Origin of the sequence: Agromyces luteolus (genome assembly GCF_009729855.1) — a bacterium.
Classification (GTDB): Bacteria; Actinomycetota; Actinomycetes; order Actinomycetales; family Microbacteriaceae; genus Agromyces; species Agromyces luteolus.
Genome location: NZ_WODA01000017.1, coordinates 58,965 through 78,217, shown reverse-complemented (window position 1 = coordinate 78,217; position 19,253 = coordinate 58,965). Strand labels below are relative to the sequence as shown.

The following is a 19,253-nucleotide window of genomic DNA, read 5'->3' as shown; positions in this document are numbered from 1 at the left end:
GCCTCATGCTCACATGAGCACGCACAGCACGCAAACGGAAGGATCACGAAATTTCCGTGATGGAGTGCGATTTCCTCGGGAATCAAGGGGATTCAGGTGCGCATCCTGTCGAACTTCCATGGTTCTGCTGTCATTAGTCGTGCTTATCCGGCTCGCCGTCGACCCTGCCCTCCAGTGCGTCGATAGGGTCGTGCGATGGACCTGGTCGACGTCTGGCCGCTCTTCGGCCTCACCCTGCGCACGCCGCGGCTCGAACTCCGCCTCGTGCGCGACGACGACCTCGCCGGGCTCGCCGACGCAGCGCTCAGCGGCATCCACGACCCCGCGGTCATGCCGTTCGCGTTCCCGTGGACGGACCAGGCACCGGACGTGATCGGTCGCGAGCTCGCACGACACGTCTGGCGCGAGCGCGTCGGCACGACCCCCGACGGTTGGACGCTGCTGTTCGCGGTGATCGAGGACGGCGTGCCGATCGGCGTCCAAGACGTGCGCGCGACGCGGCTCGCCACGCTCCGCACGGTCTCGACGGGGTCGTGGCTCACCGCGTCGCGCCAAGGCGTCGGCCTGGGCCTCGAGATGCGCGCGGCCGTCCTCGCGTTCTGCTTCGACCACCTCGGCGCCGAGGTCGCCGAGTCGGGAGCGATCGACTGGAACGCGGCCTCACTCGGCGTCTCGCGCCGCCTCGGCTACGTCGAGAACGGCGAGAAGCGCGTCGTCTCCCGGGCGGAGCACGTCGAGCGCGAGGTGCTGCTGCGGCTGGAGCGCAACGCCTTCATCAGGCCCGAGTGGACCCTCGAGGTCGACGGGTTCGACGATGCGGTCCGGGCGCAGCTCGGCGCCTGACGAAGCGGGACCGGCGCTCAGGCCGCGCGCACCGCCCCCGCGTCATCCGCCGCGTACACGCGCTCGCCCTCGACGAACGTCTGCTCGACGCGCGTCGCACCGATCTCGGATGCCGGCCCCGCGAACGGGTCGCGGTCGAGCACCACCAGGTCGGCGTACTTGCCGACCTGGATGGTGCCGGTGACGTCGTCGAGGTGGTTCACCCACGCCGAGCCCGCGGTGTACGCGGTGAGCGAGGTCGCGAGGTCGATCGCCTGCTCCGGCAGGAACGCCTCGTAGTCGCCCTCGGCGTAGGCGGGCGCCGACTTCCGGTTCACCGCGGTGTGGATGGCGGCGAGCGGGTCGGGCGTCGAGACCGACCAGTCGCTCCCCGCCGCGAGCACCGCGCCCGAGCGGAGCAGGTCGCCGAACGGGTACTGCCAGGCACTCCGCGGGTCGCCGAGGAACGGCAGGGTGAGCTCGACCATCTGCGGTTCGAGCGCCGCCCACAGCGACTGCATGTTCGCGGCGACGCCGAGCTCGCGGAACCGCGGGATGTCCTCGGGGTGCACGACCTGGATGTGCGCGATGTGGTGGCGGTGGTCGCTGCGCCCGTTCGCGGCGACGGTGTGCTCGACCGCGTCGAGGCACTCGCGCACGGCGCGGTCGCCGATCGCGTGGAAGTGCAGCTGGAAGCCGAGGCGGTCGAGTTCGGCGGCCGCCGGGTTCAGCACGGAGGGGTCGACGAACGAGATGCCCGAGTTGTCGGTGAAGTGCCCGTGGCCGTCGCAGTACGGCTCGAGCATCGAGGCCGTGAAGTTCTCGGCGACCCCGTCCTGCATGATCTTGATGCTCGTGGCGGCGAAGCGGCCGGCGCGGTAGGCGTCGCGCTTGGCGACGAGGTCGGGGATCTGCTCGATGCCGCGCGTGCGGTCCCACCAGATCGCACCGACCACGCGGCCGGTGAGCTTCCCGGCGTTCGCGGCGGCGACGTACGCGGGGCCGGGGTCGCCGGCGTCGCCGTAGGTGCCGACGATCGCGTCCTGCCACGCAGTCACGCCGTACGAGTGCAGGTACCGCTGGCCGAGCAGCACGGCCTCGGTGAGCGTCTCGAGGCTCGTCTCGGGGAGCAGGCGGTTCACGAGCGACATCGCGCCCTCGTGCAGCGTGCCACTGGGGTTGCCGTCGGCGTCGCGCTCGATCCGGCCGTCCGCGGGGTCGGGGGTGTCCCGGTCGATCCCGGCGAGACGCAGTGCGGCGGAGTTCACCCACGCGCCGTGGCCGTCGCGGTTGGGCAGGAACGCCGGGCGGTCGGGCAAGACCCGGTCGAGGGCCGCAGCGGTCGGCGTTCCGCCGGGGAACGCCGACATGGACCATCCGCCGCCCAGCACCCACTCGTCGTCGGGGTGCGCGGCCGAGTACTCGGCGATGCGCGACAGGTACTCCTCCTGCGTCGAGAGCTCGGCGAGGTCGCACCGCATGAGGTCGAGGCCGCCCCAGACGGGATGGACGTGCGCGTCCTGGAAGCCGGGGACCAGCAGCCGCCCGCGGAGGTCGACGACCTCGGTCGACGCGCCGACCAGGTCGCGGACGTCGTCGTCCGATCCGACCGCGACGATGCGGCCGCCGCGCACGGCGACCGCGCTCGCGCGCGAGCGGACCGTGTCGGCCGTGAAGACGGGGCCGCCGGTGAAGACGAGGTCGGCGTGGGTCATGGGAGGGGGTCCTTTCGTGTGTGCGGGGTCTCGATACGGCCTGCGGCCTACTCGACCACCTGGGTGCGGGTCTCGATACGGCCTGCGGCCTACTCGACCACCGGAAGCGGGGGTCTCGATACGGCCTGCGGCCTACTCGACCACCGGGTGCGGGTCTCGATACGGCCTGCGGCCTACTCGACCACCGGGAGGCGGATGCCGGTGCGGGGATCAGCCGCCCGACATGGTGCGGGCGATCTGCGTCGCCGAGTCGCCGGCGCGCTTCAGCACGACCGCGACGAGGGCGAGTGCCGCCAGCGTGAGCAGCAGCATCACGGTCGACACCGCGGCGATCTCGGGGCGGAGGCCGCCGCGCAGCGCGCTCAGCACGTAGACGGGCCACGGCGTCGAGCCCGAGACCTGCACGAACGCCGCGACGACGGTGTTGTCGAGGCTCAGCGTGAACGACAGCAGCAGGCCGGCCAGCACGGCGGGCATCGCGAGCGGCAGCGTCACGCGGCGGAAGGTCGTGAACGGCCGCGCGTAGAGGTCGGCCGAGGCCTCCTCGAGCTGCGCGTCGAGCCCGACGAGTCGAGCACGCACGATGTACGTCACGACGGCGGTCGAGAACAGCGAGTGGCCGACGACGAGGCGCACGGTGCCGTCGTTGAAGATCGACAGCCCGGCGTCCTGGCCGAGGAACACGAGCCACGGCAGCAGCGCCACGGCGTCGACGATCTCGGGCGTGACCGACACGAGCAGCAGCAGCCCGATGAACCACAGCGCCCACTTGCCGGGCTTCCTCGCGAGCGCGATGCCGGCGAGCGTGCCGAGGAGGGTCGCGAGGACCGCCGCGATCGCGCCGGTCCGCAGCGACACCGCGACGGCGTCCCGCACCGCGGGCTTCTCCCAGAGCGCGCGGTACGGCTCGAACCCGAACTCGTTCCACGCGATGAGCAGGCGCCCGTTGTTGAACGAGTACACGAGGATCACGATGATCGGCGCGAACAGGAACAGGAAGACGAGCACGCTCCACACCGTCAGGCCGACGTCGACCGGGGAGCGTCGCGCGCGTCGCGCGACGGGTGCGTCGGGCGTGCGGGGGGCGGATGCCTCGGCGGCGCCGGGCGCGGCATCCGTCATCGTCGTCTCGGGTGCGGTGGTGGTCATGCCGAGGCCTCCAGGGCGACGCGGGTGCGGGCGCGGAACGGCAGCGAGACGAGCCACAGCAGCAGCCCGATCGCGGCCGCCGAGACCATGATCACGAGGATGAGCAGCACGGCCATGGCCGAGCCGAGCGCCCAGTTCTGCGCGGCCTGGAACTGGCTCGCCACGAGTTGGCCGACCATGTTGCCCTGCGCGCCGCCGAGCACGGTCGCCGTGATGTAGTCGCCCATGAGCGGGATGTACACGAGCAGCAGGCCGACGATGATGCCGGGGCGGGCGAGCGGGAACGTCACGCGGAGGAAGGTGCCGACGCGGTTCGCACCGAGGTCCTTCGACGCCTCCCGCAGCGCCGGCCCGACGCGGTCGAACGCGACGAAGAGCGGCAGGATCATGAGCGGCAGGTAGTTGTAGACGACGCCGATCAGCACCGCGGTGCGGGTGTACAGGATCTCGAGCGGGCCGTCGGTGATGCCGACCGTCTGGAGCAGCTGCGACATCCACCCCTCGGGGGCGAGGATGATCTGCCACCCGATCGTGCGCACGAGGAAGTTCGTCCAGTACGGCACCATCACGAGGGCGATGAGGAGCCCGCGGCGGTTCGCGGGCGCCTTCACGGCCATCCAGTACGCGACCGGCAGGCCGATGGCCAGGCACAGGAGTGTTCCGGCGATGCCGACCCACAGGGTGTTCATGAACACCTCGAAGAAGGTCGGCGAGAGGGCCTCGGCGTACCGGTCGAACGACAGCACGTCGGTCGCGTGGGTGCCGAAGATGCCCGGCTTGTAGCCGAAGCTGAAGTAGAGCACCGCGCCGACCGGTACGACGAAGAAGGTGACGAGCCACGCCCACGCGGGGATCGCGAGGGCGAAGCTCGGCAGGCGGAGACTACGCACCGGCGGCGGCCTTCGCCTTGTTCCAGATGTCGACGTTGGCCTGCTGGGCCTCGTTGACCTCGCCGTCGTTCATGGTCGCGATCTGCTCCTCGGTGAAGAAGACCAGGTCGAGCATCTCGAGGCCGGCCTCGTTCGCCGCATCCTCGATGCCCGCGGCGCCCGTGTGGTAGCCGATGTAGTCGACTTGGAGGAGCTGGTTCTCGGGGACCATCGTCCAGTCGATGAACGCGTGCGCGGCCTCGGGGTGCGGAGCGCCGACCGGGATCGCCCAGTTGTCCATCCAGAGCTCGGTCGCGGGGGAGCCGAGCACCCACTGCCAGCGGTCGGGGTCGGGCGACTCGAGGATGCCGATGCGGGCGTCGCCGTTCCACGCCTGCATGAGCACCTGCGTGGCCTGCGGGATCGCCTGGCCGCCCGGGTAGGAGTCGAACGCCGAGATGTGCGGCGCCAGGGTGTTCACGATGAAGTCCTCGCACGCGGCGATCTCGGCCTCGTCGGTGGTGTTCCAGTCGATGCCGTTCGCCCAGTAGTAGAGGCCCGTGACCTCGGCCGGGTCGTCGAGCACGCTCGTCTTGCCGCTCGCCTCGTTCTGCGCGGCGTCGAGGAAGTCGTTCCAGTCCTTCAGCTCGCGCGTGATGACCGTCTTGTCGTAGACGAAGCCCGTCGTGCCCCACGCCTTGCAGATCGAGTACTCGTTCTCGGGGTCCCAGCTGCGGCCGAGGAAGGCGGGGTCCATGTGCTCGATGTTCGGCAGCAGGTCCTTGTTGAGCGGCTGGATGATGCCGTTCTCGATCATCTGCGGGATGAACGCGCCGGTCGGCACGATGATGTCGTACCCCGACGTGCCCTTCGCGGCGACCAGCTTGGAGATAAGCTCCTCGTTCGAGCCGTACGAGTCGAACGTGACCTTCGGGCCGAAGTCCGACGTGAACGACGCCACGACGTCGGGCGAGTCGTAGTCGCCCCACGTGTAGATGCTGAGCGAACCCTCGAGCTCGCCGCCGGTCGCGACGGGCGCCGACGAGGTGCCGCCGCCGGGCGACGAGCACGCGGCGAGGAACGCGGTGCCGCCCATGGCGGCGGCGAAGCTCAGGAACCGGCGGCGGTCGATCGCGCGCTGGAGGATCGGCACCTGCTCGGTGCTCGCGAGGATCCGGACGGGGGTGGACTTCTCGGCCATGTCGCTCCTTGGGGGTTCGGGCGGATTGCTGGGTTCGGTGGTGCGGGTGGGCGGGCGGGCGGTTGGGCGTGCGACGTTCCGGCTGCGGCCGGCCGGCGTCAGTGCGTCGGCGGCGCCACGTAGCCGCCCGCGGCGGCCGCGTCGTCGGACGGGAAAACCTGCACGCTCGCGTCGCTCCACGAGCACGAGACGGCCGAGCCGACCGCGAGGTCGGGCGCCTCGGGGGTGGGGCGACGGGCGATCAGGCTCTGGTCGTCGCCGAGGCGCACGAGGTACTGCATGGTCTCGCCGAGGTGCGAGACGCCGAGCAGGGTGCCCTGCACGCGGTTCGCGCCGGTCGCCGGGGCGCCGGCCGCGGCATCCGCCTCGATGCGCACGAACTCGGGGCGCACCGCGGCCTGCACCGACGTGCCGTCGGCGATCGGCGCGAGACGATCCGAGCGGATGCCGCGCACGAGGCCGTGCACGGACTCCACCGTCGAGCCGCCCTCGGCCGCGGTCCCGCGGAAGAAGTTCTGCTGGCCGACGAACGCCGCGACGTACGCCGAAGTGGGCCGGGCGTAGATCGTGTCGGCGTCGGCGAGCTGCTCGATGCGGCCGTCGCGCATGATCGCGATGCGGTCGCTCATCGAGAGCGCCTCGCCCTGGTCGTGGGTCACGAACACGAACGTGATGCCGAGCCGCGACTGGAGGAGCTTCAACTCGAGCTGCATCTCCTCGCGCAGCTGCCGGTCGAGCGCCCCGAGCGGCTCGTCGAGGAGCAGCACCGACGGGCGGTTGACGAGCGCGCGGGCGAGCGCGACGCGCTGCTGCTGTCCGCCGGAGAGCTGCGTGGGCTTGCGGTCGGCGAAGCGGCGCATCTGCACGAGGTCGAGCGCCTCGGAGACGCGCTGCCGGACCTCGGCCTTGGGCGTGCGGCGCTGCTGGAGGCCGTACGCGACGTTCTCGGCGACGGTCATGTGCGGGAAGAGCGCGTACGCCTGGAAGACCGTGTTCACGTCGCGGCGGTATGGCGGGGCGCCCAGGACGGATCGTCCGGAGATGCGGATGTCGCCCTCGTCGGGCTGCTCGAAGCCGGCGATCATGCGCAGCGTCGTCGTCTTGCCGCAGCCCGACGGGCCGAGCAGCGAGATGAACTCGCCGGGCTGGATGGTGAGCGAGAGGCCGTCGACCGCGACCGCGTCGCCGTAGCGCTTCGTGACCTGCTGGAGTTCCACGGATCCGGATGCGGCATCCCGCTCGTCGGTGGGGGAGACGGTCCTCGCCTCGGTCGCTGTCGTCACCTGTGGGCACCTCCGGTTCACTGACGCCGCGTCGCGTCCGGCCATTCAAACCCCTGTTGCACGCCTGTGCAATGGCCGGGTGGATAACCGGACGATCCATCGCCGGACGGCGGTTCCCGCGACAGATCGTCCGACGGATCGTCACGCGGGTGAAACGGACCGGCCCGGTTCGTCATACGGGCGAAACGCGGCCCCGCGACATCCGCTCGCCGAAGCCGGGACGGGCGCGGCCCGGCCCGGCCCGTCGTCACGCGAACGCGAACAGCGGCGGGAACGCCACCACGACCACCGCGGCCCACGCGACGTAGACGGGTAGGTACGCCGTCTGCCACCGCTCGAGTCGGAGGAACGGGATCCGTCCGCGCAGGAATCCGAGGTGCAGCCAGGCCGCCCTGGCGAGGTTCGCCAGCAGGATGAGGTTCAGCCCGAGCGACGCCGTCTTGTTCGCGCTGAAGCCGAACTCGCCGATGCGCCCGACCATCGCGACGAGCACGACGAGGTCGACGACCAGCGCGCCGGCCAGCATCACGAACTGGATCCACTCGAACCAGCCGGCCCGGACGAGCGGGTCGCGCGCCGAGTACGAGTAGACGAGCAGCGCGAGCGCGACGACGAGGACGAGGTCGAACGCGATGAGGAGGTCCCGGTTCGCATCCACGAGGTTCCACTGCAGCGCGGCGGCGACGACGAGGGCGAGCAGCATGAGCGCGAACAGGGGCGTGAAGACCTTGGTGAGCACGGGAGCGATGTTCTCGATGACGCGCTGCTTGGCCTCGACGAGCCAAGCCGCCACGAGCACCGCGCCGGCTGCGCCGCAGGGGAGCACCCACTCGCCGACGAACGGCAGGACGTCGACGCCGATCGAGCCGAACACCGCGACGGCCAGCATCGAGAGACCGCCGCCGACGAGCGCGATGAGCAGGTAGTAGACCGCCCACTCGCCGCTGAACCGGACGAAGTCCATGCGCGCGTCGCCGCTCCGCCAGTCGCCGGCCGCATAGGCGATGCCGGTGACGAGCCAGAGCGCGACCGCGGCATGGACGGCCGCCAGCAACTCCGTCATCGACGGTTCGGTCGCGAAGGCGGCGGTACCGGCGCCGGGACCGAACGGATAGGCGTTCAGCACGACGGCCGCGAGCGCGAAGGCGCCGGCGATGCCGGCGAGCGCGCCGACCGGCGGCCGGTGCCGCCACGCGAACCAGGCCGCGAGGAACGGCAGCACGAGGATCGCGGCGTTGCGGAGGAAGAACGTCGGATCGACGCCGATCAGGTCGGCGACCTTGACCGCGAGGCCCGCGCCGACGCCGAGTCCGAGCGCGACGGCGAGGCCGTTCGCGCGGCGGAGGACGGAGGTCGGTGCGCCCGGTGCGCCGAGGTCGCCGGATGCCGCGGTGCGCCCGCCGCCGTTCGGGTCGTCGTCGAGCACGAGCTGCTTCCAGAGCCGTTCGGAGTGCACCCGCGCGTACTCCCGCGAGAGCTCGTCGACCGCGCCGAGGCGCTTCACGGCGACGAGGAAGGCCTCGTCGTCGTGGAGGCCCGCCGATCGGAGCGAGTCCACGCGGTCGAGGAGGTGCCCCTCGAGCTCGTCGATGTCGTGCGCACTGAGCGCGTCGCGCCGCTCCAGCCACTCGCGCCACGTGGCGACGAGCTCGTCGAGCTCGCGTCGTTCTTCGAGCGTCATCTCAGGCACCTCCGAGCGCGAGCCGCGCGGAACCGCCGCCGCCCGGCCCGTCGGGCCAGACCTTCGCGAGCACGTCGCCGACGACGTCCCACTGGCGTCGCTGCTCGGCGAGCGTCGCCGCACCCTGCGAGCTCAGCCGGTAGTGCTTGCGCGGGCGCCCGGTCGGCGAGGCGCCCCAGTGCGACTCGACGTGGCCGAGCCGCTCGAGGCGGTGCAGCAGCGGGTAGAGCATGCCGTCGCTCCACTCGAGCTCGCCGCCCGAGAGCTCCGAGATCCGCTGCAGGATCGCGTACCCGTACGACTCGCCCTCGGCGAGGATGCCGAGCACGACCGGTGTGGCCGAGGCGGCCACGAGGTCCTTCCCGATTCGCATGCGTGCCCTTCCCTCCGCGTGCCGGGGCTGCGCCCCGCGCCCATACCTCGTACTGCAAGGTACCTTGCAGCACAAGGTATCACTCGTCGGGCACGTGAGGGGAGTCGGTCTCCGTGGAATCGTCGGCTGCGTCGGCTGCGTCGGCGGCGTCGGCTGCGTCGGCTGCCCCGGCGGCGTCGGCCGATCGCGCACGTTCGAGCCGGGTCAGCACTCGCAGGCCGATGACCGTGGCCCCGAGGCCGACGCCGAGCCCGGCGACCACGAGCAGCGCCCACCGCGGATCCTCGCGCAGCGCGACGAGCACGCCCACGACCGCGAGCGCGGCACCGACCACCGGCCCGCCGACGAACAGCGCGACGCCGAGCACGCCCAGCCGCGACCGTCGCCGCCCGAGGCGACGCTCGTCGTCGGTGAGCCCGTCGTCGTGCGTCACGTGCTCATTCTGCCCCCGGCGGCCACGAGGCATCCGGCCGCCCCGCGGTTGTTCCGGAACGCAGAAGAACCGCGGAAGTTCACCCCCCGATTCGTCGCCCGACCCCCTCGGAGGGCGCGCAGCATGGTTCCACAGACCCCCGGACGGCACCGCAGGAGGCGCCCGACGGACACCACGAGACATCCGCACGCTGCACCGAAGGAGCACCACGATGAGCACCACGAACCGCCCCGGCGACCAGACGCAGACCGCCGCCGAGCTCCAGCTCGAGTGGGACGCCGACCCCCGGTGGGAGGGCGTCAAGCGCGACTACACCGCGGAGGACGTCATCGCCCTCCGCGGCCCGGTGCGCGAGGAGCGCACGCTCGCCAAGCGCGGCGCCGAGAAGCTGTGGGAGAACATCCGGAAGAACACCGGCACCGCCTTCGAGCGCATGGAGGACCCGGAGTGGTCGGCCGCGCTCGGCGCCCTGACCGGCAACCAGGCCGTGCAGCAGGTGCGCGCCGGGCTCAAGGCCATCTACCTCTCGGGCTGGCAGGTCGCCGCCGACGCCAACCTGTCGGGCCAGACCTACCCCGACCAGTCGCTCTACCCGGCGAACTCGGTTCCGGCCGTCGTGCGCCGCATCAACAACGCGTTGCTCCGCGCCGGCCAGGTCGAGCAGGGCACCGACGACCGCGACTGGATGGCGCCGATCGTCGCCGACGCCGAGGCCGGCTTCGGCGGACCGCTCAACGCGTACGAGCTCATGCACCAGATGATCGAGGCCGGCGCGGCCGGCGTGCACTGGGAGGACCAGCTCGCCAGCGAGAAGAAGTGCGGCCACATGGGCGGCAAGGTGCTGATCCCGACCGGCCAGCACATCCGCACCATCAACGCGGCCCGCATGGCGGCCGATGTCGCCGGCGTCCCGTCGATCATCATCGCCCGCACCGACGCGCTCGCCGCGACGCTCCTCACGAGCGACCACGACGAGCGCGACCAGCCGTTCGTCACGGGCGAGCGCACCGCCGAGGGCTTCTACAACGTGCAGAACGGCATCGAGCCGGTCATCGCCCGCGGCCTCGCCTACGCCGAGTACGCCGACCTGCTCTGGGTCGAGTCGGCCGAGCCCGACCTGGAGCTCGCCCGCCGGTTCGCCGAGGCCGTGCACGCGAAGTTCCCCGGCAAGCGCCTGTCGTACAACTGCTCGCCGTCGTTCAACTGGAAGCGCCATCTCGACGACGACCAGATCGCGAAGTTCCAGCGCGAGCTCGCGGCCATGGGCTACGCCTTCCAGTTCATCACCCTGGCGGGCTTCCACTCCCTGAACCACGGCATGTTCACGCTCGCCAAGGACTACAACGAGCGCCACATGTCCGCCTACGTCGAGCTGCAGGAGGCCGAGTTCGCCTCCGAGGCCGACGGCTACACGGCCACGCGCCACCAGCGCGAGGTCGGCACCGGCTACTTCGACCAGATCGCCACGGCGCTGAACCCGAACAGCGCGACCCTCGCCCTCGTCGGATCGACCGAGGAAGAGCAGTTCCAGCACTGATTCCGATCCCGCTGGTCGAGTAGCGCGAAGCGCGTACCGAGACCCTCCACCGGTCTCGATACGGCCCTGACGGGCCTACTCGACCACCGGGGTCGCACCGAAGGAGACGAGATCATGACCATCACGATCGAGCGAACGGATGCCGCGGCATCCGCTCGCACCGAGCCCACCACGCCCGAGCCGAAGCCGGCGACCGGCAGCTTCCAGACCGTGCAGCCGCACCTCGAGGTCACCGCGCCGCTCGGCGAGCGGTACGACGAGATCCTCACGCCCGAGGCGCTCGCGTTCCTCGCGAAGCTGCACGAGCGCTTCGCGCATACGCGGCACGAGCTGCTCGCCGTCCGACTGCAGACCCGGGTCGACGCGGCGAACGGCCGCGACCCGAAGTTCCTGCCCGAGACCGAGTGGATCCGCAACGACCGCACCTGGCGCGTCGCGGGCGCCGGCCCCGGACTCGAGGACCGCCGCGTCGAGATCACCGGTCCGACCGACCGGAAGATGGCGATCAACGCGCTGAACTCCGGCGCGAAGGTGTGGCTCGCCGACCACGAGGACGCCACGAGCCCCACCTGGGCGAACGTCGTCGAGGGCCAGCTGTCGCTCTTCGACTTCCTGCGCGGCGAGCTCGAGTACACGAGCCCCGAGGGCAAGGAGTACCGCGTCACCGCGACCGAGACGCCGACCATCGTGTTCCGGCCGCGCGGCTGGCACCTGGTGGAGAAGCACCTCAAGTTCCACGACCGGGCCGGGCGGGCGATGCACGCCTCGGGCTCGCTCGTCGACTTCGGGCTCTACTTCTTCCACAACGCGAAGGCCCTGATCGAGGGCGGCCGCGGCCCGTACTTCTACCTGCCGAAGCTCGAGTCGCACCGCGAGGCCAAGCTCTGGAACGACATCTTCACGTTCGCCGAGCAGGAGGTCGGCATCCCGCACGGCACGATCCGCGCGACCGTGCTGATCGAGACGATCCAGGCCGCGTTCCAGATGGAGGAGATCCTCTACGAGCTGCGCGACCACTGCGCCGGCCTCAACGCCGGTCGCTGGGACTACATCTTCTCGATCGTGAAGACGTTCCGCTCGCGCGGCCGCCGCTGGGTGATGCCCGACCGCAAGTCGATCACCATGACCGTGCCGTTCATGCGGGCGTACACCGAACTGCTCGTCTCGACGTGCCACCAGCGCGGTGCGCACGCCATCGGCGGCATGAGCGCGTTCATCCCGAACCGCCGCGACCCGGAGGTCACCGAGCGCGCGCTCGCCGCGGTCTCGGCCGACAAGCGCCGCGAGGCGGGCGACGGGTTCGACGGCACGTGGGTCGCGCACCCCGACCTCATCCCCACGGCGCGCGCCGAGTTCGACGCGGTGCTCGGCGACCGGCCCAACCAGGTCGATCGCCTCCGCGAGGACGTGCAGGTCACGGCCGCGCAGCTGCTCGACATCCCGTCGGTCGGCGGCGAGGTCACCGAGGCCGGCGTCTACGACAACATCTCGATCTGCATCCGGTACATCGAGTCGTGGCTCCGAGGGACCGGCGCCGCGGCGATCGAGAACCTGATGGAGGACGCCGCGACCGCGGAGATCTCGCGCTCGCAGGTGTGGCAGTGGCTGCACGACAACACGGTCACCGCCGAGGGCACGCGCATCGACCAGACGTCGATCGTGCGGATCATGGCGGCCGCCGTGGCCGACCTGCCCCGCTTCGAGGGCGACCGGTTCGACGACGCCATCTCGGTGTTCCGGTCGGTCGCGCTCGAGCCCGAGTTCCCGACGTTCCTCACCGTCGGGGCGTACGCCCGGTTCCTGTAGCCGGTCGATGGTCGAGTAGGACGCGAAGCGACCGTATCGAGACCGAGGGAGCGGATGCCGCGGGACGGGAAGCCCGCGGCATCCGCTTCGCCGTGTCAGCGGAGAGGGACGGGGACGTCGACGCCGCCCTCGGGCGTCACGCGCGGGTTCATCTTCAGCAGGGTGGGCGCCGGCACGAACCCGCCGGCGAAGAGGGCCTCGCCCTGGCGGAACCACGGCGAGCGGGCGATGAGGCCGGTCGGCGCGTAGCCGAAGTACGTCGCGAGCCCCTCGAGGTCGATCGGCGAACTCATCTTCATGAGCGCGAGGTTGTCGCACTGCGAGATGATCCCCGGATGCACCTTCGATGGCCGCTGCGTCGACAGCAGCAGCCACAGGCCGAACTTCCGTCCCTCGGCCGCGATCTGCACCAGTCGCTCCCGCACGGCGATCGCGACGGGCGAGTCCAGCTGCGGCGAGCAGAGGTTGTGCGCCTCGTCGATGACGAGCAGCACCGGCCGGCGCTCCTCGCGCCGGGCCCACAGCTCGTCGAGCACCGCGAGCGCGACGACGAGCTGCTGCTCGGGCGTCGAGAAGCCGCCCAGGTCGAGCACCGTGGCATCCGGTCGCTCGTCGATCACGTCGGTCGCCGCGCCGGCGGCCCCCGCCCACACCTCCCACTCCATGAGGCCCAGGTTCTCGATCCGCAGGGCGAGGTCGCGGTGCACCGGATCGTCCGACGAGCGGAGCGTCGGCAGGACGGCTCCGAGGTCGGTCGCGTCGAGCGTGTCGCGCAGGTGCACGAGCGCGTTGTACTCCCGCCGGTCCACGACCGGGTCCAGCTGCAGCACGGCGGCCTTCGAGGCCATCGGCATCCCGACGAAACGGGCGCGCAGCGGATCGGCGCCCGGCACGTTCGGCCGCAGCACGCGGATGTCGCGCTCGCGCAGGGCGTCGGCCGTCGGCCCGGTCGCGCCCGGGACCAGCTCGCCGAGGCGCACGAAGTCGGAGTTCGGGTCGAACACGACGACCGGCAGCGCGGTGTGCGCGATGACCTGCTCGAGCACGACCCCGAGCGCGTAGGTCTTCCCCGACCCGCTCTGCCCGCACCAGAACGTGTGCCGGTTGAACCGGTGCGGCAGCAGCTTCGCCGGCCCGCCCGGCGGGGTGAGGTCGGTGCCGATCTCGAGCGCCGCGCCGGTCGCCGAGTGCAGCAGGTCGACCGACGCCGGATCGACCGCCGCCACGCTGGCCGCAGCGAACGGCGAGGTCGCACGGGTCTCGAGGAGGCCGTCGGCGATGAGGCCCAGCAGCCGCCCGCGGAGGTGCCCGCGCTCCTCGTCGAGCTGCTCGACGAGCCCGAGCTGGCGGCGCTCGCCGTCGTCGATCACCACGAGCGCGCCGACGACGAAGCCGTCGACCGGGCCGGGGATCTGGAACGAGCGCCCGTCGTCGGAGCGGGCCGTCACGCGATCGAAGGGAACATCCATGCGCCGATCCTGCCACCCGCCGGCCGAGTCCGGCACGGGATCGAGGCGCGACGCTCCGGCGATCGACGGACGACGCTCGGGCGATCAAGGCGCGACGCTCGGGCGATCGATGGACCGGATCACGGCGCACGGGTAGCGTCAGGCGTGTGACCGTCACGATCCGGCCCGCGACGTCGGGCGATGCCGAGGCACTCGCGCGCCTGGCCGCCGTCACGTTCCCCCTCGCGTGCCCGCCGTCGACGACCGCCGACGCCATCGCATGGTTCATCGCCGAGCAGCTCAGCGAGGTGCGGTTCGCCGAGTACCTCGTCGATCCCGACCGGACCATCCTCGTCGCGGAGCCCGACCGCGCGAGCGGCGCGGGCATCGCGCTCGCCGAGTCCGAGGCGGTCGCCGCGACGGGCGGCCTGGTCGGCTGGTCGATGCTCGTGTCGACCGAGGACGGCGTGCCGGCCGACGAGGATGCCGCGTCCAGCGTCACGACGCGTCCCGCGATCGAGCTCAGCAAGATGTACGTGCACCCGGTCGCGCACGGCGCCGGGATCGCCGGGTCCCTCATGGCCGCGACCCTCGCAGCGGCCGCGGCGACGGGCGCCGCGGTCGTGTGGCTCGGCGTGAACCTGGAGAACGGCCGCGCCATCCGCTTCTACGAGAAGCAGGGGTTCGAGGTGGTCGGCACCAAGGGCTTCCGGCTCGGCGATCGCGTCGAGCACGATCACGTGCTCGAGCGCTCGCTCTGAGGCGCGTCGCCGAGGCGGCTGGACACGAGCCGGCCGATCGCCCGTCGCTCGGTCTCGCTGTCGCAGGAGTCGAGCGCCCGGTCGAACGCCGCGCGGGCTCCGGCCGGGTCGCCGGCCCGCACGAGCATGTCCCCGTGCGCGAGGTGGAAGTAGTGGTAGTCCGCCAGTTCCGAGCCGAGCGGTGCGAGGAGCGCCAGGCCCGCGTCGCTCCCCTCCGACAGCGATGCGGCGACGGCCTCGTTGAGGCGCACGATCGGCGACGGCTCGAGCTTGCCGAGCACCGCGTACAACCGGCGGATGGTCGCCCAGTCGGTGTCGTCGAACGTCGGCGCCCCGGCGTGCGCGGCGGCGATCGCGGCCTGGAGCTGGTACGTGCCGACCCGACGCAGCCGCAGTGCTCGCGCCAGCAGCGTCCGCCCCTCGGCGATCGCCCCGGCATCCCACAGCGAGCGATCCTGGTCGCTGAGCAGGACGATCTCGCCGTCGGCGTCGAGGCGCGCGGGACGGCGTGCATCGGTGAAGGCGAGCAGGGCGGCGAGGCCCCACGTCTCGGGCTCGTCGGGCAGGAGCTCGCAGAGGCATCCGGCGAGCCATCGCGCCTCGTCGCACAGGTCTCCGCGGATCAGGTCTCCGCTCGGTGCGGCGTGGCCCTGGGTGAAGATGACGTAGACGGTCCGCAGCACGCCGTGGAGCGAGTCGCCGAGGTGCTCGCGATCCGGCACCTGGAACGGGATGTTCGTCGCCGCGATCTTCTTCTTCGCCCGGACGAGCCGCTTGGCCATCGTGGCCTCGGGGACGAGGAACGACCGGGCGATCGACGCCGTCGGCAGGCCGACCACGTACCGCAGGGTGAGGGCCACCTGCGCCGATTCGTCGAGCGCGCGGTGGCAGCATCCGAAGATCATCGCGAGGAGGTCGTCCGCGACCGCACCGCGAGCGCGCTGGGGCAGTTCGAGCGCGGCCCGCACGTCGGCGACGCGGCGCGCCCACCGCACGTCGCGACGCGCCCGGTCGATGGCCCAGCGTCGTGCCACGGTGAGCAGCCACGCACCGGGAGCGTCCGGCGCGCCGTCGACGGGCCACCGCTCCGACGCCGTCGCGAAGGCGTGCTGGGCGGCGTCCTCCGCGAGGTCGAGGTCGCCGAGGTCGGAGCGCAGGGTCGCGACGAGCCGCGGCCACTCCGCGCCGAACACCTCGGCGACCTCGGAGCGCGGCATCTACCCGGTGAGTTCGGAGAGGTCGAGGACCGCGCGGAGCTCGACCGAGCCGTAGCCGATGTTCGGCACCTTCTCGGCGTACGAGATCGCCGCGTCCAGGTCGTCGACGTCGATGATGTAGTACCCGCCGAGGTACTCCTTCGTCTCCGCGTACGGCCCGTCGGTCACGACCGTGGCGCCGTCGCGCACGCGCACGGTCGTCGCCGTCTCGTACGGATGCAGCGCCTCGCCCGAGACGTAGACGCCGGCCTGCTTGAGCATGTCGTCGTAGGCGAACCACTCGCCCATCTCCGCGGCTTCCTCGGGGCTGCCCGGCTGCGGCCCCTCTCCTGGGGCGCTGGTGAGCAGGAGCATATACTGCATGGGAGTGTCCTTTCGTGTCGGGAGCCGCTGGAGGCGGCACCTACTGAAGCGACGAACACCAGTCGACCAGATGGACACCCCGTCCGCACGTGTTCCTACTTCGACGCCTTCACGCGCTCGTACGCCGCGAGCGCCGCGGCGCGCGTCTCCCGCAGGTCGACGATCGGCTCGGGATACCCGTCGTCGTCGAGCTCGGGCACCCAGCGGCCGACGTACCGACCGTCGGGATCGAACTTCTCGCGCTGCAGCTCGGGGTTGAACACGCGGAAGTAGGGCGCGGCATCCGCCCCGGACCCGGCGACCCACTGCCAGCCGAACGGGTTCGAGGCGTGGTCGGCGTCGACGAGCGTGTCCCAGAACCACTGCTCGCCCCGGCGCCAGTCGATGAGCAGGTTCTTCGTGAGGAACGACGCGGTGACCATGCGCGCGCGGTTGTGCATGCTCCCGGTGTGCCAGAGCTCGCGCATCGCGGCATCCACCACCGGCACGCCGGTCCGGCCCCGCTCCCACGCGGTGAGCGCCGACGGGTGCAGCCGCGGCCACGGGAACGCGTCGAACTCGCTGCGCCAGTTCCTCGTCGCGAGGTCGGGGAAGTGGAAGAGCACGTGCCAGGCGAACTCGCGCCAGCCGACCTCCGCGAGGAACTTGCGCGCGCCCTCGGTGCCGGCGGCGCGCTCTCGCGTCGCGTGCCAGATCGCGTGCGGGCTGATCTCGCCCCAGCGCAGGTGCGGCGAGAGCCGGCTCGTGGACTGCCGGTCGAGCCGGTCGCGCCCGGCGGCGTACTCGGCGAGATCCTCCTCGAGGAACGCGTGCAGCCGCCGGTGCGCCGCCCGCTCGCCGGGCTCCCACGTCTCGCGGAGCCCGCCGGCCCAGTCGGGGTGCGTCGGCAGCAGCCCCCAGTCGTCGAGGTGGTCGCCGGCCGGGCCGCCGCGCCCGTAGGGCCCGCCGAAGCCGTCGAGCTCGCGCGGGGCGGGCAGCGGATGCCGCGGCTCGTCGGCCGCGAGGCACGCCTTCCAGAACGGGGTGAACACCGAGAACGGGGTGCCCGATCCGGTCCGGATCGTCCACGGCTCGAAGAGCAGCGACGCGCCGAAGCTCCGCACCTCGAGCCCGGCGTCGGCGAGCCCGGACTTCAGGTCGGCGTCGACCTCGCGCTCGGCGCCGCCGTAGCGGCGGTTCCAGAAGACGGCGCCGGCGCCGGTCTCGTCGACGAGCGAGCGGATGACCCGGCCCGCGGGCCCGCGCCGAAGCACGAGCCGCACGCCCCGGTCGCTCAGGTCGTCGGCCAGCGAGGCGAGCGAGTGGTGCAGCCACCACTTCGCCGCCCCGCCGAGCGGTCGCACGCCGGCCGACTCCTCGTCGAGCACGTGCACGGCGACGATCGGCTCGCCGCGCTCGACCGCCGCGTGCAGCGCGGGGTGGTCGCCGACCCGGAGGTCGTCGCGGAACCAGACGATGGACGGGGTGGCACCCATGACACGACGCTAGCCGAGGCATCCGTCACCCGACGCGGGGTTGACCGCGGGGTCGCCGCCGTTCACAGGAGATCCGCCGATCCACAGGACGTCCGGACGGATTCCGTCCTGCGGATCGCGGGGTCTCCTGTGGATCGGCGGGGCGGGGGGTCAGAACCGGAGCGAACGGAGGTAGTCGTACCCGACCTCGGCCGTCTGCAGCGGCGTGACGTCCGGGGTGTCGTTCTCGACGATGTACTCCTCGACCGCGTGCGCTCGGAAGATCCGGTCGAACGCGATCGTGCCGGTGCCCAGATCGGCCATGTCGCCGTCGAGGTGGCGGTCCTTGACGTGGAACTGGCGCACTCGCTGGGGTGCCTCGTGGATGGTGTCGATCGCGAACTGCACCGGGTCGGCCGCACCGGTGTTCACGCCGCCCGTGACCGCCCAGTACAGGTCGATCTCGAGGTGCACGAGCGCGGGGTCGAGGCGCTCGGTGAGCACCTGCCACGGCGTCCGTCCGCCGCCGAGGTCGGTCGTGAACTCGTGGGCGTGGTTGTGGTAGCCGTACGCGATGCCGTACGAGCTCGCGGCCTGGGCCTCGACGTTCATGCGATCGGCGAGCGCCTGCCAGTCGGAGAGCGAGTTCGAGGCGAAGTACGGAACGTTCAGGTACTTCTGGCCCAGCGTCGCCGCGTTCTCGAGCTTGATCGCGAGCGCCGCGTCGTCGGCCGACACCCCGTCGTGCGAGGAGGTGGCGCGGATGCCGATCGAGTCGTAGAACGCTCGCAGCTCGGCCGCCGAGCGGCCGAAGTAGCCCAGCGCCTGCTCGACCTTCGGGTAGCCGAGGTCGGCGATCGCGCGCAGCGTCGTGTCGTAGTCCCCGGGGCCCCAGGGCGCACCCAGGCCCGCGCGCACCGTCCAGAGCTGGAGGCTGATCTTGCCGGGCGGGACGCGCTTCCACGGCTTGGTCGAGACGTCGGCGAGCGCCGGTGCCGCCCCGCCGCCGAGCGTGAGTGCGGCGGCGGAGGCGCCGAGCAGCCCCATCAGCACGCCGCGCCTGCTGATGCCTCGCTGGGCGAGCGAGGCCTGCATCGCCTGGTCGCCGTCGAATCCGTAGCACATAGGGGGTTCCTTTCGT

17 protein-coding genes are annotated in these 19,253 nt (G+C 71.7%); 4 read left to right on the top strand and 13 right to left on the bottom strand.

The features are described 5' to 3' along the window. The first annotated feature begins 195 nt into the window (after positions 1 to 195). Entirely contained in the window at positions 196 to 843 is a 648-nt protein-coding gene (locus GLX25_RS09075; RefSeq protein WP_155842180.1) for a GNAT family N-acetyltransferase, read from the top strand. Positions 844 to 860: 17 nt separating this feature from the next. Here the strand turns inward: GLX25_RS09075 and GLX25_RS09070 are convergent, their stop codons facing one another. The 8 genes from GLX25_RS09070 to GLX25_RS09035 all read right to left on the bottom strand — a co-directional run bounded on the left by GLX25_RS09070 (position 861) and on the right by GLX25_RS09035 (position 9,526). After that, positions 861 to 2,537: an amidohydrolase gene (locus tag GLX25_RS09070; RefSeq protein ID WP_155842179.1), complete on the bottom strand. Its 1,677-nt coding sequence runs from the start codon at positions 2,535 to 2,537 to the stop codon at positions 861 to 863. 210 nt (positions 2,538 to 2,747) lie between these two features. Then, positions 2,748 to 3,686, bottom strand: coding sequence for an ABC transporter permease (locus tag GLX25_RS09065; RefSeq protein WP_240898262.1), 939 nt, complete (start codon positions 3,684 to 3,686; stop codon positions 2,748 to 2,750). Continuing rightward, a complete protein-coding gene (locus GLX25_RS09060) occupies positions 3,683 to 4,576 on the bottom strand; it encodes an ABC transporter permease (protein WP_166548642.1) in 894 nt (297 codons plus the stop codon). Before GLX25_RS09060 ends, GLX25_RS09065 begins: the two co-directional genes overlap by 4 nt. Continuing rightward, complete coding sequence (locus GLX25_RS09055; RefSeq protein WP_155842178.1) at positions 4,569 to 5,756, bottom strand: polyamine ABC transporter substrate-binding protein; 1,188 nt, start codon at positions 5,754 to 5,756, stop codon at positions 4,569 to 4,571. The genes GLX25_RS09060 and GLX25_RS09055 overlap by 8 nt, the downstream gene beginning before the upstream one ends. Before the next feature lie 98 nt (positions 5,757 to 5,854). Next, on the bottom strand, positions 5,855 to 7,039 hold the full coding sequence (locus GLX25_RS09050) for an ABC transporter ATP-binding protein (protein WP_271192520.1): 1,185 nt from the start codon (positions 7,037 to 7,039) through the stop codon (positions 5,855 to 5,857). A gap of 247 nt (positions 7,040 to 7,286) precedes the next feature. Then, positions 7,287 to 8,720, bottom strand: coding sequence for a permease prefix domain 1-containing protein (locus GLX25_RS09045; protein WP_155842176.1), 1,434 nt, complete (start codon positions 8,718 to 8,720; stop codon positions 7,287 to 7,289). A 1-nt stretch (position 8,721) separates the two neighbouring features. Then, on the bottom strand, positions 8,722 to 9,093 hold the full coding sequence (locus GLX25_RS09040) for a PadR family transcriptional regulator (RefSeq protein ID WP_155842175.1): 372 nt from the start codon (positions 9,091 to 9,093) through the stop codon (positions 8,722 to 8,724). A gap of 79 nt (positions 9,094 to 9,172) precedes the next feature. Beyond that, a complete protein-coding gene (locus tag GLX25_RS09035; protein ID WP_155842174.1) occupies positions 9,173 to 9,526 on the bottom strand; it encodes a hypothetical protein in 354 nt (117 codons plus the stop codon). 211 nt (positions 9,527 to 9,737) lie between these two features. Between GLX25_RS09035 and aceA the strand changes: the two genes are divergently transcribed. Both aceA and aceB read left to right on the top strand, forming a co-directional pair. After that, on the top strand, positions 9,738 to 11,063 hold the full coding sequence (gene aceA, locus GLX25_RS09030) for an isocitrate lyase (protein WP_155842173.1): 1,326 nt from the start codon (positions 9,738 to 9,740) through the stop codon (positions 11,061 to 11,063). A gap of 114 nt (positions 11,064 to 11,177) precedes the next feature. Continuing rightward, positions 11,178 to 12,869: a malate synthase A gene (aceB, locus tag GLX25_RS09025; protein ID WP_155842172.1), complete on the top strand. Its 1,692-nt coding sequence runs from the start codon at positions 11,178 to 11,180 to the stop codon at positions 12,867 to 12,869. A 95-nt stretch (positions 12,870 to 12,964) separates the two neighbouring features. On the opposite strand, the gene GLX25_RS09020 is transcribed toward aceB, so the two are convergent. Beyond that, positions 12,965 to 14,338 carry an ATP-binding protein gene (locus GLX25_RS09020; RefSeq protein WP_155842171.1) on the bottom strand — a complete coding sequence of 458 codons (1,374 nt, stop codon included), beginning with the start codon at positions 14,336 to 14,338 and terminating at the stop codon, positions 12,965 to 12,967. Between the two features lie 146 nt (positions 14,339 to 14,484). Between GLX25_RS09020 and GLX25_RS09015 the strand changes: the two genes are divergently transcribed. Then, positions 14,485 to 15,078, top strand: coding sequence for a GNAT family N-acetyltransferase (locus GLX25_RS09015; protein ID WP_166548641.1), 594 nt, complete (start codon positions 14,485 to 14,487; stop codon positions 15,076 to 15,078). Here GLX25_RS09015 and GLX25_RS09010 read toward each other — a convergent pair. The 4 genes from GLX25_RS09010 to GLX25_RS08995 all read right to left on the bottom strand — a co-directional run bounded on the left by GLX25_RS09010 (position 15,054) and on the right by GLX25_RS08995 (position 19,237). After that, positions 15,054 to 16,295 carry an RNA polymerase sigma factor gene (locus GLX25_RS09010; RefSeq protein ID WP_155842170.1) on the bottom strand — a complete coding sequence of 414 codons (1,242 nt, stop codon included), beginning with the start codon at positions 16,293 to 16,295 and terminating at the stop codon, positions 15,054 to 15,056. The two genes, GLX25_RS09015 and GLX25_RS09010, sit on opposite strands and share 25 nt — an antisense overlap. Continuing rightward, positions 16,296 to 16,658, bottom strand: coding sequence for a YciI family protein (locus GLX25_RS09005; RefSeq protein ID WP_155842169.1), 363 nt, complete (start codon positions 16,656 to 16,658; stop codon positions 16,296 to 16,298). A gap of 95 nt (positions 16,659 to 16,753) precedes the next feature. Further along, positions 16,754 to 18,133 carry a cryptochrome/photolyase family protein gene (locus tag GLX25_RS09000; protein ID WP_155842168.1) on the bottom strand — a complete coding sequence of 460 codons (1,380 nt, stop codon included), beginning with the start codon at positions 18,131 to 18,133 and terminating at the stop codon, positions 16,754 to 16,756. Positions 18,134 to 18,283: 150 nt separating this feature from the next. Next, positions 18,284 to 19,237 (bottom strand): sugar phosphate isomerase/epimerase family protein, encoded by a 954-nt coding sequence (locus GLX25_RS08995; RefSeq protein ID WP_155842167.1) that lies wholly within the window; start codon positions 19,235 to 19,237, stop codon positions 18,284 to 18,286. Positions 19,238 to 19,253 lie beyond the last annotated feature (16 nt).